13 protein-coding genes are annotated in these 12,793 nt (G+C 43.5%); 3 read left to right on the forward strand and 10 right to left on the reverse strand.

The genetic code is table 11. From position 1 onward, the window contains the following. Positions 1–135: 135 nt before the first annotated feature. The 9 genes from pruA to H4K34_RS03705 all read right to left on the reverse strand — a co-directional run bounded on the left by pruA (position 136) and on the right by H4K34_RS03705 (position 8,881). Entirely contained in the window at positions 136–1,773 is a 1,638-nt protein-coding gene (gene pruA / locus H4K34_RS03665) for an L-glutamate gamma-semialdehyde dehydrogenase (RefSeq protein WP_210759478.1), read from the reverse strand. Between the two features lie 95 nt (positions 1,774–1,868). Beyond that, a complete protein-coding gene (locus H4K34_RS03670; protein WP_210759479.1) occupies positions 1,869–2,429 on the reverse strand; it encodes a hypothetical protein in 561 nt (186 codons plus the stop codon). 32 nt (positions 2,430–2,461) lie between these two features. Continuing rightward, positions 2,462–3,121 (reverse strand): metallophosphoesterase family protein, encoded by a 660-nt coding sequence (locus H4K34_RS03675; RefSeq protein WP_210759480.1) that lies wholly within the window; start codon positions 3,119–3,121, stop codon positions 2,462–2,464. A gap of 10 nt (positions 3,122–3,131) precedes the next feature. Continuing rightward, positions 3,132–4,253: a DNA polymerase III subunit beta gene (gene dnaN, locus H4K34_RS03680; protein WP_210759481.1), complete on the reverse strand. Its 1,122-nt coding sequence runs from the start codon at positions 4,251–4,253 to the stop codon at positions 3,132–3,134. Positions 4,254–4,338: 85 nt separating this feature from the next. Further along, the gene (locus H4K34_RS03685; RefSeq protein WP_210759482.1) at positions 4,339–5,352 is read right to left on the reverse strand and encodes a DUF4340 domain-containing protein; all 1,014 of its coding nucleotides are present in this window, start codon (positions 5,350–5,352) and stop codon (positions 4,339–4,341) included. A 1-nt stretch (position 5,353) separates the two neighbouring features. Then, positions 5,354–7,063: a gliding motility-associated ABC transporter substrate-binding protein GldG gene (gldG, locus tag H4K34_RS03690; RefSeq protein ID WP_210759483.1), complete on the reverse strand. Its 1,710-nt coding sequence runs from the start codon at positions 7,061–7,063 to the stop codon at positions 5,354–5,356. After that, on the reverse strand, positions 7,063–7,794 hold the full coding sequence (gldF, locus tag H4K34_RS03695; RefSeq protein WP_210759484.1) for a gliding motility-associated ABC transporter permease subunit GldF: 732 nt from the start codon (positions 7,792–7,794) through the stop codon (positions 7,063–7,065). The genes gldG and gldF overlap by 1 nt, the downstream gene beginning before the upstream one ends. Beyond that, positions 7,791–8,087 (reverse strand): putative quinol monooxygenase, encoded by a 297-nt coding sequence (locus H4K34_RS03700; protein WP_210759485.1) that lies wholly within the window; start codon positions 8,085–8,087, stop codon positions 7,791–7,793. The genes gldF and H4K34_RS03700 overlap by 4 nt, the downstream gene beginning before the upstream one ends. After that, positions 8,084–8,881 carry an SAM hydrolase/SAM-dependent halogenase family protein gene (locus H4K34_RS03705; RefSeq protein ID WP_210759486.1) on the reverse strand — a complete coding sequence of 266 codons (798 nt, stop codon included), beginning with the start codon at positions 8,879–8,881 and terminating at the stop codon, positions 8,084–8,086. Before H4K34_RS03705 ends, H4K34_RS03700 begins: the two co-directional genes overlap by 4 nt. A 101-nt stretch (positions 8,882–8,982) precedes the next feature. On the opposite strand from H4K34_RS03705, the gene H4K34_RS03710 reads away from it, so the two are divergent. The 3 genes from H4K34_RS03710 to H4K34_RS03720 are packed head-to-tail and all read left to right on the forward strand — an operon-like array spanning position 8,983 to position 11,484. After that, entirely contained in the window at positions 8,983–9,948 is a 966-nt protein-coding gene (locus H4K34_RS03710; protein ID WP_210759487.1) for a PhoH family protein, read from the forward strand. Further along, positions 9,926–10,879: a phosphoribosylaminoimidazolesuccinocarboxamide synthase gene (locus H4K34_RS03715; protein WP_210759488.1), complete on the forward strand. Its 954-nt coding sequence runs from the start codon at positions 9,926–9,928 to the stop codon at positions 10,877–10,879. Before H4K34_RS03710 ends, H4K34_RS03715 begins: the two co-directional genes overlap by 23 nt. Then, the gene (locus tag H4K34_RS03720) at positions 10,876–11,484 is read left to right on the forward strand and encodes an outer membrane beta-barrel protein (RefSeq protein WP_210759489.1); all 609 of its coding nucleotides are present in this window, start codon (positions 10,876–10,878) and stop codon (positions 11,482–11,484) included. The genes H4K34_RS03715 and H4K34_RS03720 overlap by 4 nt, the downstream gene beginning before the upstream one ends. 2 nt (positions 11,485–11,486) lie before the next feature. Here the strand turns inward: H4K34_RS03720 and H4K34_RS03725 are convergent, their stop codons facing one another. Continuing rightward, positions 11,487–12,752, reverse strand: a complete 1,266-nt coding sequence (locus H4K34_RS03725) for an exonuclease domain-containing protein (RefSeq protein ID WP_210759490.1) — start codon at positions 12,750–12,752, stop codon at positions 11,487–11,489. Positions 12,753–12,793 lie beyond the last annotated feature (41 nt).

Below are 12,793 nucleotides of genomic sequence, written 5' to 3' on the forward strand. Positions count from 1 at the left end.
CATTTGCAGCTGATTTTCAGTCACTTAAATTGTTAAGCTCAGGTAAATTTAATGTTAACCAAGGCCGGCAAGAGGTCCTAAAACAAAAAAAGGCCGGCATAAAAGCCGACCTTTTTAATTCTATATAAGACTAAACTAGTCCTTTGCCAGGAAAGGATAGCCATAGTGCTCAGGTGTAAGCAAGGTTTCCTTAATCAATCGAGGGCTTACCCAACGATATAAGTTTTGCTTAGAACCTGCCTTATCATTAGTACCAGAAGCTCGAGCACCACCAAAAGGTTGCTGTCCTACTACGGCTCCTGTAGGCTTATCATTAATATAGAAGTTACCTGCCGCATTTCTCAGAGCACGCTCTCCTACTTCCAGAGCATAGCGATCTTCTGAGAATAAAGCACCGGTAAGGGCATAGGGAGAAGTTTCGTCAACCAATTTCAGGGTTTCCTCGTACTGATCTTCCGGGTATACATAAATTGTAAGTACCGGTCCGAATAACTCCTCTTCCATAGTAACATACTTCGGATCACTAGCTACGATAACCGTAGGCTCAATGAAATAACCTTTCGATTTATCGTAATTACCACCGGCTATAATTTCAGCGTTAGAATCAGCTTTCGCCTGATCGATATACTTGGCCAACTTATCAAAGGCTCCCTCATGAATAACCGCAGTAATGAAGTTTTCAAAATCACGAGGACTCCCCATATTAAGTTCAGCCATGGTATTCACCAAGCCTGTTTTAACCGCTTGCCAAAGATTAGAAGGAATATAGGCCCGTGAAGCGGCACTACATTTTTGCCCTTGGAATTCAAAAGCACCACGAATCAAAGCAGTAACTACCTGCTGAACTTTAGCGGTGCGGTGCACCATCACAAAGTCCTTACCACCGGTTTCCCCAACGATACGAGGATAGGTGCGGTACTTAGTGATATTATTCCCGATAGTTTTCCAAATGTTCTGGAATACGGTAGTAGATCCAGTATAATGCAATCCGGCAAAATCAGGATGGCCAAATACGATATCAGCCGTTTCCTGAGGATCGGTAATAATCATATTAATCACTCCAGGAGGAATACCTGCTTCCTCAAATATCTCCATTAAGAGATGAGCGGAATAAAGCTGACTTAAAGAGGGTTTCCAAACTACAGTATTCCCCATCATCGCCATGCTGGTAGGCAAATTACCGGCAATTGCGGTAAAGTTGAACGGAGTAATGGCGAAGGTGAATCCCTCCAATGGACGGTAATCCACACGGTTCCATAATCCCGAATGTGAGTGGGTATAAGGTTGCTCTGCATAAATCTCAGTCGCATACTGCACATTGAAACGCAGGAAGTCTGCCAACTCACAAGCGGAATCAATCTCGGCCTGGAAAATGGTTTTCGACTGCTGAATCATGGTAGCAGCATTAATTCGGGCGCGGTAAGGACCGGCTACCAAATCAGCGGCTTTTAAGAAAATGGCGGAGCGATTGGCCCAAGACATATTTTCCCAAGCTTCTTTAGCATCCAAGGAAGCCTGAATAGCTTCGTGCACATGCTTAGCTTCTCCGAAATGAAAAGAACCTACATTATGTTGATGATCATGTGGAGGTAAAACCCGCATGGTTTTGCCGGTTTCGATACGCTTACCATTAATAACCATAGGGATATTAAGGGTTTCATTCCACATTTTATCGTAAGCTGCTTGTACTTCTGCACGCTCAGCAGAGCCGGGGGCATATCCTTGAATCGGCTCGTTGATGGCCTGAGGCACGTGATAAAAGCCTTTTTCCATTTTACTGTTTTTAAGAGGTTAAAAAAGGTTCCCAAAGGTACACCTTATGCTTGGGCTAAAAAAAGAGAAGGGTCACCTAAAGCGCTCGCTGCTATTTACATGAATGGCAGCTCATGTCGACCTAAATTGATAGTCAATCCAACATTTACAAAACTGATCCCATAGCCGATCTCTCCAAAGACACCAAACTTATTATCAAAGAGATAACGACCGCCAACAAATCCGGCCAAACGGCTTTCATTAACTCCAAATGCAGTGATATTTCCAAATACAGGCAGGGTACCTTCTATAATTCTGGATGAAGTAAAAGTGTAGCCGAAAAAAGCCCCTCCATAAACATCAAAATTATCCGTCAACTCCAAATTATAGGAACCGCGTACTCCGAGGATTACCAGGTTATTATTCCAGATCAGCCCCCAAGCAGGGTCCTCCACTCTGGCGCTGGTATATCCAGCATAAATACCGCCTAATATATTTTCGGTAATAGCGTACTCGCCCATTATACTTACCGGAGGAATTAAGGAAGTTCCCGTTACTTGGGCTCCAATTCCAAATCCTGCTGAACCCAGCATTTCGCCGGTTTTGAATTGAGCTTTTGCAAAGCTTCCGCAAAGCATCATGGCTATAAAGGCTAGCCAAATTTGTTTTTTATACATGGTTGATTTTTAAATGAGAGCCCGAATTTATTTCATTTAACTGAAACAGGCAGCTCATCTTTAGGCTTGCGGGCCATTTGATACACCTTAGGAATGGAAGAGCCTTCACTAAAATAGAGCGCACTTAAAAATTGATTGCACCAAGCTCCGGTATCGATATACCAGGCATTCTCATTAGGCTTAAACATGGGCTTGCCCGCACTAATGATATTATGCCCTATCACCTGCAACTTTGCTAATCGTTTTAAGGTCTTGCGATTTTTCAATAATCCATTTAGGTCGGATGGATCAAAGGGATCTAAAGCTGTTTCTGATAATCCGGCATGACTCACAAACAATTGCTCCGACTCCCAATGCAGGGGTAATCGACTGATTTCACGAGCCACCTCACGCGGACTTAATCCAGCCTCCACAAATGCCGTACATAGATTTTGAAAACTGCGAGTTCGAGCATTATGGCGGTAGTTCTCTAAAAACCATTGCTCATGGTTACCGCGAATCAAGATCACCTTTTGGGGATGCAGGGCTTTTAATTTAAGCCAGTATTTAAAAGCCTTAACCGAATGAGGACCTTTATTAATAAGATCTCCCACCAGCACCAAGTTATCCTCCTCCGGTTGCCAGCGCTCCCGGATTAAGGCTTTTAAAGTGTGGTAACAACCATGCACATCACCAAGGATGAGCACTCCCATGGATGAAATTTTAGGAATTCAGCATCACTGGCATCACCAGCATCAGAATATTCTCTCCATCTTCCAAAGCATCTGCCGGAAGGATAATACCGGCACGGTTAGGAGCCGACATTTCGAGGTGAATATTATCCGACTCAAGATTGGTAAGCATCTCTGTAAGGAAACGAGAATTGAAACCAATTTCCATGTCCTCACCTTGATAGTTACAGCTTAAGCGCTCGTGGGCCTTATTTGAAAAATCCACATCTTCCGCCATGATCTGAAGCTCGCTTCCGGCCATTTTAAGGCGTACTTGATGGGTAGTTTTATTAGAGAAAATGGCTACCCTTTTGGCTGAGCTTAAGAACTTACTACGCTCAATCTCCAATACATTGGGGTTTTCCTTAGGAATTACCGCCTCGTAGTTAGGGTATTTACCATCAATTAAGCGGCTGCTTAAAACGATGTTTTCAAACTCAAAGCGAGCATTGGTTTCGTTGTAGTGGATTTTCACCTCATCACCAACACTGGCCAAAGTAGATTTTAAAATGGTAAGCGGTTTACGTGGCATGATAAACTCAGCTGTATGATCAGCTTGAATATCAGTACGACGGTAACGCACTAATTTATGGGCATCAGTGGCTACGAAAGTTAGATTCTCAGAGCTAAACTGGAAGAATACTCCCGACATCACCGGACGTAAATCATCGTTACCCGCAGCAAAGAGAGTCTTATTAATGGCCGTTGCCAAAATTTCGGAAGGAATAGTAGTAGTACTCACATCCTCCATTTCAGGAAGCTGTGGAAATTCATCTCCTTCTACAAAGGCCAAGCTATAACGACCGTAGTCAGAAGAGATCTCAACTGTCATACTAGACTCGTCGGTGGTAAAAGTTACCGGCTGCTCTGGTAAGGCTTTCAAACCATCCAGCAATAAACGAGCTGGCACTGCTGCAACACCGTCTTCATCTCCTTGAACTTCCAAGGTAGACTTAATGGTAGATTCCAAATCAGAAGCCGAGATACTCAATTGAGAACCTTCGAGCTGCAATAAGAAGTTATCGAGGATGGGGAGTGTATTGTTGTTATTGAGCACTCCACCCACAATTTGCAGTTGTTTTAAAAGCGCTCCGCTGGATACGATGAATTTCATAAATCCGCTTTTGTAAAATTTTAAGCCACAAATATAGCCACTTAATGGCCTCTAATCCATGGCTGAAAAATTTTTAGTAATCCCTTTAATCCTGCTCCAGTTCTTCTTTGCTCTTAAGAACATTACGCAGACCATAGTATTGTAAAAGGATCATTCGATTATCATTGATAAAACCGTGTAGGCGATCGGGGTCATAAAAAGACCTAGGATCATCGTAATCAATGGTTTCGGGGGCCGCCTTAATCTTATATCCACTTACCTTATTCACTTTTCCATTGGTGCTGGTAACGGTTAGCCTAAACACTGGCGTAGAGGCCAAGAGGGAGTCACGTCGAGCAAAAATGGGATCGGAAGGAATAATCTCTCCCTCATATTTTAGCTGTGCGCAAGCTGCTAGATACAATTTCCCTTTCAAGGTGGAGAATTTACGATCCACTTCCTGATTTTCCAGCGAAACCATGTAGATACTATCCGGCGAGAACACCCGAATTTTAAAACTAGCCTCTAGGGAATCCGGATAAATCATTTCTACCTCTTTAATATTAGCGGCATTTATGCGTACGGCATTTCGAGCCCGCCACAAATAAGGTTCGGTGATAAAGCGGGTATTTAAAAAGCCATTGAAGCCGGGGATATGCACTGCATAAGGTAAATCACCATCCTCCAGCTTCATATAAGTAGCCATATCATTGGAGGTTTGGAGGCCTACATAAATAACCTTCGCTAATTGATCGCCTTTGTAAATCTCTACGCGCTTACCATATACAGCGATATGCTTTTCAACTTCCGGAACCATGCGTTGTGGAACGAAATTTTTCAACTCCATTCGATACAAGGTTTCCATTAATACTTCAATGGCATCACGACGTACCGGATACTCATTATCTAAAATCCAGCCCTCACTGGTACGCTGGATCGTAGATTTATTCGGCGTTTTATCACTGAGTACAATCTTGGTGATAGCAGCCGTATCCTTAATTGCAAAGTCGTAATTCTGGGGGCCCTCCAAACTACTATTGCCCTTATCTTCACTTAAGAGATATCCGGCTACAGCCAGAAGTACAATAAATACAATAAGGTAGAGTAGATTCTTTTTCATTCTATTTCAAATATTTACGTCGACGCCAGTAATAATTAAGGATTCCCAGTAAAATGATCGACAGGGAAGGAATCAGGGTATTGACCAATTGCCAGCTAAGGCGTTGCTTCTTAACCCGATTTAAATCCAACAAACGAATCTTTAATTCCCGTGAACGGATATCGATCAATCCGCTATCATCCAACATATAGTCGATCGCATTCACCAGAAAATCTTTATTCCCATATTGGGTACCGGTATATTGATCGTAGCCCAATGGCAGAGGCGCCCCTTTTGGCATATCGCTATTCACCACATTCATCTGATTGCGGATAATATCGCCATCCCCAACTACCAGCATTTGGTTTCCCACGCTTTCAGCCTTGAGCTTTAAGGGCTCCCCTCCTTCTTTGGGACGAACCCGATTTTGATACAGCGATTGAAACTTTCCTTCTAATAAAATAGCCAAAGGAATACCACTTTCACGGAAACGCTCACGGGGAGGTGGTTGATATAAATCGGCCAGACTAACAATGGCCGGGCTGGCTCTGCGCACACTATAGGGTGAGGAACGTAAAAGAATGGTCTTCTTTACTCCTTCGGCAATTACCGTATCCAAACTTGAGGCAAACTGCAACCAAATGGCATTGAGGTCCTTGGCTATAGGATGCTTACTCTGCGGCATTACCATTGGGAAGTAAATCCAGGGGCGGATCTGACGTTGATCATTCACCCCCGCAGCCACCATATCTCCTACTATATCCGTATTTACCCGAACACCATATTTAAAGAGCAGATCATTCAACTGCAAACGATCGAAAAGTGGCAAACTCATAAACTGCGATTTCTCGCTCAAGCTGTCCATAGATGCTTCAATCCCATCCAATAACCAGATGGTACGACCACCATTCATTACATATTGGTCGAGCAAATATTTATCCAGATCATTGAAGGCTTTACGGGGCTTCGCAATCACCATGGCATCGAAGCGATTTAAACGTCGCTGCTGACCGGCAATGCTAATATCTTCATTGGTAGAATCACTCTTAAACTCGCGAATATTAAAGAGGTTAACCTGATAGTTATTGCTCAACTCCCGAGCAAAGTCGGCTACCTCACGGGGTCCTAATTCATCATGCCCCTGCAGGAATCCCACCAAGGGCTTATCCGATTGTGTTAAGGCCCGAATGGTATTGGCTAGGCTAAACTCCAAATTTTCAATGCTACTATTGATCTGCGATTCGGGAGATGCTCCTAATTGATCCTGAAGTAATAAGGCCGGAGCTTCCGATTCACCATAGTTCAATAAGGCGCCAGGGAATATGGTTTTCACCGATGAGCCCCCATCCTTGTTCATCGATAACTGATAGGGTTTTAAGCCCTTAAACTGCAGTTGTTGGAATACATCATTGGTTTCTTCCTCACTCGCGTTTTCAGTAGGATCAATAAAGCTGTATTGCAAATTGGGATTATAGGCCCGGAACTCATCCAACATTTGACGGGTCTCCAATTGCAAGCGTTGGAAGCCGGCTGGGAAATCACCATCCAGGTACACCTTAACCAGCATTACATCGTCAAAGCTTTCCAATAATTGAATGGTAGCGTCGGATAGGCTGTAGCGCTTTTCGGCGGTTAAATCGAGGCGGAAAAATTTAAGGCTGCCAATAAAGTTCACGAGGAAAACGATCCCGATGAATAAAAGGAAGCGGACTATATCTCTTCTTTTCTTCATTACCATTTCCGACTTTGAATTACCACTCGAGTTGCCCCAATAAAGAGGGCTATCACGCTTACAAAATAGAGGAGATCTCGGCTATCCAGAACCCCACGACTCATGGAAACATAGTGCTCATTAATTCCCAATTTCAGGATTATTAAATCTGCACTGCCAAAGAGGTCGAAGCCTGCTATTTGATCAAATCCATAAAAGACGAAAAAGCAGAGGAACATAGCCAACAAGAAGGCTACAATCTGATTATCAGTTAAGGATGAAGCGAATAAGCCAATACTCAAAAAGGCCCCTCCTAAAAAGAGTAAGCCAATATAGGATCCAAAAGTTCCGCCACTATCTAAATTACCGGCTGGGTTGCCTAATTGGTAAACCGAATAATAGTAGAGTAAAGTTGGTAATAGAGCCAAGAGCAAAAGGAATAATCCCGCCACATATTTAGCGAGGATAATCTGTAAATCCGATAAGGGCTTGGTAAGTAAAATCTCGAGGGTCCCCGCCTTTTTTTCATCGGCGAAAAGCCGCATGCTCAGGGCTGGAATCAAGAACAAAAATACCCAGGGTGAAATGGTAAATAAATTCCCCAAAGAGGCATAACCACCATCTAGGATATTAAAGTTACCAGGGAAGAGCCAGAGGAAGACTCCATTAATTAATAGGTATACCAGGATTACCAGGTAACCAATTATACTTCCGAAGAAGGATCGTATTTCTTTCTGAATCAATGCTATCATCGCAGGGCTTCAATTTCTTGAGTACTCCAGGCTTGTGGCTTATCTGCAAAGAGCTGCTTGGTAAAAGCCCAAACCCCTTTAAAGAGATCCGAATGTCGATAGGCTTCCAAATCCTCTTCTCCTTGCCACCAACTGTAGGTGAAGTAAACGTTGCTTTGATTCACATCGTTTAGGAGTAAGAGTCTTTCACATCCCGGAAAGGACCGGATTTGTGCTTTATGCTGATGAAAGTTTTCCAAAAAATCAGGAACCGCTTCTTCGCGGAAGGTCATTTTTACTATCCGTACAATCATTCGTAACTGATACTGATTTCACTCATTATACCCAGGCCTAAGAGGCTACTTGCGCCGTTCACCTCCTGGCTGCGCGCATCGCGATAAGCAATTTCCAGCAAACCTAAAGAATTAATCAGGGCCAGAACCCCATCTTGAGGATTATCCTGATAGGACCAAGCTATGCGCGATAGAGAGCGATTACGGGGCAAATGTACTTCCAGACTGCGAGCATGCAAAGCTTCGCTTAAATCCTGGGCCTTTAGATTAGTAATAAGGTTTCCGTAATTATCTACATAAATAACATGACCTTGAATTCGCCTGCGACCGCCATCCAAATTAGGCTTGGGCATGCTCAGGCTTTTAATGCGATCCACAGCTTTGCCCAATAAACTTAGGGCGCCACCTTGTGCTAAATGCACGGCTGCCTTGGATAAGAAATCTCGCCCCGGAAACATGGTTCCCGCCTGCTCCCCTATTTCTACTCGATGTATGGCTTTAGCTCTACGCGCGCCTTGCAAAAGGCTCAGCACCCCATTATCTGCCGCGATAAAGTATTGCCCATCAAGCTCCATGGCTAACCACCTACCATCGCCCGCCAATTCTCCACATAAAATGAGGTGCACCGTAGCCGGGGGAAAGGCGCTGTATGCCTGCCCGATTACAAAGGCTGCCTCAATTAAATTACCGGGGCCTAGGGAATGGCTTAAATCCAAAACTTTAAGCTCCGGGGCTAAGGTCGCCAAGACCCCATGCACCATGGCGCGGTAGGGATCTTTAAATCCGTAATCAGAGCTTAATGTTATCAATGCCATAGACTTTATCCGATAGGAGGCAATCGGCCTTTTTGTTGTTATTTTGTAAAGCAAAAGTATTTAAAACAAGCGCAAGCTTTAATCAAAGAATCACTAGTAATTTGAGTGAAAAAACACTAAGCGTGGCCTCAGTAGACCCATTAGAAATTTATGGGGCTAACAATAAGTATCTCAATCTTATTAAAAGTTATTTCCCCGAATTGAAAATCACCGCTCGTGGTGAGCAAATCAAAGTGAATGGCGAAGAAAGCCAAATTTTGAAATTCGAGGAAAAGGTAGAAGAGATTGTAAACTACTTACACCGCTTTAATTCCTTAAGCGTAAATCAGGTGGATCGCATTCTGAAAGACGAAATGGTTTTGGACGCTAAAGATGCTCCTAATACCGACATCATATTGTACGGCACCAATGGACAGCCCATTAAAGCGCGTACCCTGAACCAGCGCCGCATGATAAAATCCATTAATCATAATGATGTGATTTTTGCGGTGGGCCCTGCCGGAACTGGTAAAACCTATACAGCGGTGGCCTTGGCGGTTCGCGCCTTAAAAAACAAAGAGGTAAAACGCATTATCCTTACCCGCCCTGCGGTGGAGGCTGGCGAGAACCTGGGATTTTTACCGGGCGACCTTAAAGAAAAGCTCGATCCCTATTTACAGCCTTTATACGATGCTTTGCGCGATATGATTCCGCCAGAAAAGCTCGCTTATTATTTGGAGAGCGGAACCATCCAAATTGCACCTTTGGCCTTTATGCGTGGGCGAACCTTGGATCGGGCCTTTGTAATTCTCGATGAAGCCCAGAACACCACGCATGCCCAAATGAAGATGTTTCTTACCCGTATGGGGGCGTCGGCTAAGTTTATCGTAACCGGAGATGCCAGCCAGATAGACTTGCCTCGTAAACAAATTTCAGGCTTAAAGGAAGCCCTGCGCATCCTTCAGAACATCGAAGGCATCGACACCATTTACCTTGAAGAAAACGACGTAATTCGTCACCAATTAGTTAAAAACATAATTCGCGCTTACGACAAGCAGGAAAAAGATGAAAGCAATCACAAAGACTAATTTTCAGTTCCCCGGTCAAACTTCTTTTTATCAGGGAAAAGTTCGGGACGTTTATAGCCTAAGCAACAACCTCTTGGTGATGGTGGCTTCGGATCGTATTTCTGCTTTCGATGTGGTTCTTCCGAAGGGCATTCCTGGAAAAGGACAGGTATTAAATCAGATTGCCAATTTCTTTTTAGATGCCACTTCAGATATCGTTCCCAACTGGAAAACCGTAATGGCCGATCCAATGGTGACTATTGGCCAAAAAGCAGAACCATTCAAAGTAGAAATGGTAATTCGCGGTTATTTAACCGGGCATGCCTGGCGAACTTATAAAAGTGGGGGTCGGGAATTATGTGGTGTAGCTTTAGCTGAAGGCATGGTGGAGAATCAGGCTTTCGCCGAAGCGATTATCACTCCTACCACTAAGGCAGATCAAGGTTTACATGATGAGGATATTAGTCGTGAAGCGATTTTAGCACAAGGAATTGTTTCGGAAAGCGATTACCTCCAATTGGAAAAATATACCCGTGCCTTATTTCAACGTGGACAAGAAATGGCTCGTGAAAGAGGTTTAATTCTTGTTGACACCAAATACGAATTCGGCAAGAATGCAGACGGTGAAATCATTTTGATCGACGAAATTCACACCCCTGACTCCTCTCGTTACTTCTATGCCAAAGGTTACGAAGAGCGTTTAAGCAAAGGAGAGGCTCAAAGACAATTGAGTAAAGAATTCGTTCGAGAATGGTTAATGGCCAATGGCTTCCAAGGTAAAGAAGGACAAACTGTACCCGAAATGACTGAGGCCTTTGTTCAGGAAGTTTCGGAGCGCTATGCTGAGCTTTTCGAAAAAATTACCGGACAGGAATTTAATGCTGACAACAGTTCCGATCCTATGCAAAGGATGGAAGAAAACATAGTAAAGCATCTAAAACAACTAGCATGAAAAAGTGGATTTTAGCCCTCGTTCTCACCTTTAGCTTAGGCAGCTTACAAGCCCAATTGGATTTCGGTTTAAGAGCCGGAGTAGGTTTAGCCAAAGCAGGAATCAGTGATTTCAACAGTGCCCAACAGGCCATTGAGGATATTGAAGATGCAGAGCGCGAGCTAAGCTACCATGCCGGGATTTACTTTAAAATTAAAACACCGGTCCTTTTTATTCAACCCGAAGTTATCTTCTCTCAAGTAAGTCAAAGCGTGAATGCCCAACAGTCTGGTACCACTGCAAAACGCAGTTTGGAATTGGATATGAGCCGGGTAGACATCCCCCTTTTAATTGGCAAACAATTTGGCCCCTTGCGATTAATGGCTGGACCTGTTTACAGTGCCAATATCAGCGATTTAAGTGGTAATATCGATTCTGATCTTAAATCAGGAACCTTCGGCTATCAATTAGGCCTCGGTTTCGAAATCAAAAAATTACTGATTGATGTGCGCTATGAAGGTGCCTTCTCACCTTGGGCTTCCAATTTGATTGTAGATCAAACTGAATATCAGGTAGACCTTCGCACCAGTCAAATTCTGGTCTGCTTAGGTTTCGAACTTTTCTAGATTTATTCGGCTTCCGCCGGAAGGGACATTAAGGTAAATTCGCCCGATAAAATTCCTAATTTAAGGAACTCCATATAGCTGGGCTCATTGCTGATGGGCGTCATCAGATGATGCACCCTTTCCCAACTTTTTAGCTTATCGTTCAATTTGTAAAAGAGATAGCCCTTTAATTGGCCTTCTTCAATCACAAAAACGGAACGTTCTGCACTTTGGCGTCCTTTGGCCTGAACCAAGGCTTTCTCTGGCATATCCATTAAAAAAGGCAAGGGATCTTTACCATTGCGACCTTTCAAACCTCTTTGATACATCCGCAAAGCACGGTTAGCCGCCTGAAGATTAGAAGCCTTTAATACCGGCTTTTTCTTACCAGTCTTGGCCAAATCATTAACACTTAAGGCGGGTGGATTTTGGCGTTTATCTACAAATATCCCTACTTGTAAATTGCTAGCTTGAATACGATTAAAGGGAGGATGCGATAAATTCAATTCCTCCTGTTTCTTGATTCGGGCAATAAGCCAATTGCCGGTTGGCTCCACTTTTAAGCTATGGGTTTGATCCTTTAAAGCAACTATACGCTCGCTATCTCCTATAAACAAACGATTGATAGCGGCTTTAATATTATCCGAAGCACCGAGGTAAATTAACTTACCGTGGCGATCATGTAAATAATAAATACCACGATTGTGTTTTACAGATCGTAAAAGGTCACGAATCTTATCCTTGTGGTAATCCCCTTCCAAAATGCTTTGCTCAAAGGAATTGATCCCTTTGCTTTGGTCTTTATCACGAAGAATCTCAAATAATTCCAAGGTAGCGCGGGCATCATGCTCAGCGCGATGCTTGGCGGGACGCGTTAAACCCAATTCCTCACATAGGGAATCCAGTCCATAACTTTTCAATCCAGGGATTAAAGACTCGGCTAGGGAAATAGTATCAAGAGTAGATCTTTCAAATTGATAACCTAAGCGATCAAATTCCTGACGGATCATACGATAATCGAACTCCACATTATGCCCTACAATTACGGCATCTTGAGTGATATCAATTAAACGCTTGGCAATTTCATGGAATCGCGGAGCACGCAAAAGCATCTTATCGGTAATCCCGGTAATCTTCTGAACGTAGGGCTGCACCTTACGATGTGGATGAACGAGACTGATCAATTGATCGACAATTTCCTCACCATCGTAGCGGAATGCTGCAATCTCAATCATTGACTCCTTTCCAAAAGGACCTCCACTGGATTCAATGTCCACAACACAATACATAAGGCGAAGATATTTATTATTCAAAAAATTGCGGCACGAGC

It is taken from the genome of Croceimicrobium hydrocarbonivorans (assembly GCF_014524565.1).
Lineage (GTDB): Bacteria > Bacteroidota > Bacteroidia > Flavobacteriales > Schleiferiaceae > Croceimicrobium > Croceimicrobium hydrocarbonivorans.

Coding starts and splice junctions, on each gene's coding strand:
- pruA (WP_210759478.1), bottom strand. CDS start 1,773: ATGGAAAAAGGCTTTTATCACGTGCCTCAGGCCATCAACGAGCCGATT.
- H4K34_RS03670 (WP_210759479.1), bottom strand. CDS start 2,429: ATGTATAAAAAACAAATTTGGCTAGCCTTTATAGCCATGATGCTTTGC.
- H4K34_RS03675 (WP_210759480.1), bottom strand. CDS start 3,121: ATGGGAGTGCTCATCCTTGGTGATGTGCATGGTTGTTACCACACTTTA.
- dnaN (WP_210759481.1), bottom strand. CDS start 4,253: ATGAAATTCATCGTATCCAGCGGAGCGCTTTTAAAACAACTGCAAATT.
- H4K34_RS03685 (WP_210759482.1), bottom strand. CDS start 5,352: ATGAAAAAGAATCTACTCTACCTTATTGTATTTATTGTACTTCTGGCT.
- gldG (WP_210759483.1), bottom strand. CDS start 7,063: ATGAAGAAAAGAAGAGATATAGTCCGCTTCCTTTTATTCATCGGGATC.
- gldF (WP_210759484.1), bottom strand. CDS start 7,794: ATGATAGCATTGATTCAGAAAGAAATACGATCCTTCTTCGGAAGTATA.
- H4K34_RS03700 (WP_210759485.1), bottom strand. CDS start 8,087: ATGATTGTACGGATAGTAAAAATGACCTTCCGCGAAGAAGCGGTTCCT.
- H4K34_RS03705 (WP_210759486.1), bottom strand. CDS start 8,881: ATGGCATTGATAACATTAAGCTCTGATTACGGATTTAAAGATCCCTAC.
- H4K34_RS03715 (WP_210759488.1), top strand. CDS start 9,926: ATGAAAGCAATCACAAAGACTAATTTTCAGTTCCCCGGTCAAACTTCT.
- H4K34_RS03720 (WP_210759489.1), top strand. CDS start 10,876: ATGAAAAAGTGGATTTTAGCCCTCGTTCTCACCTTTAGCTTAGGCAGC.
- H4K34_RS03725 (WP_210759490.1), bottom strand. CDS start 12,752: ATGTATTGTGTTGTGGACATTGAATCCAGTGGAGGTCCTTTTGGAAAG.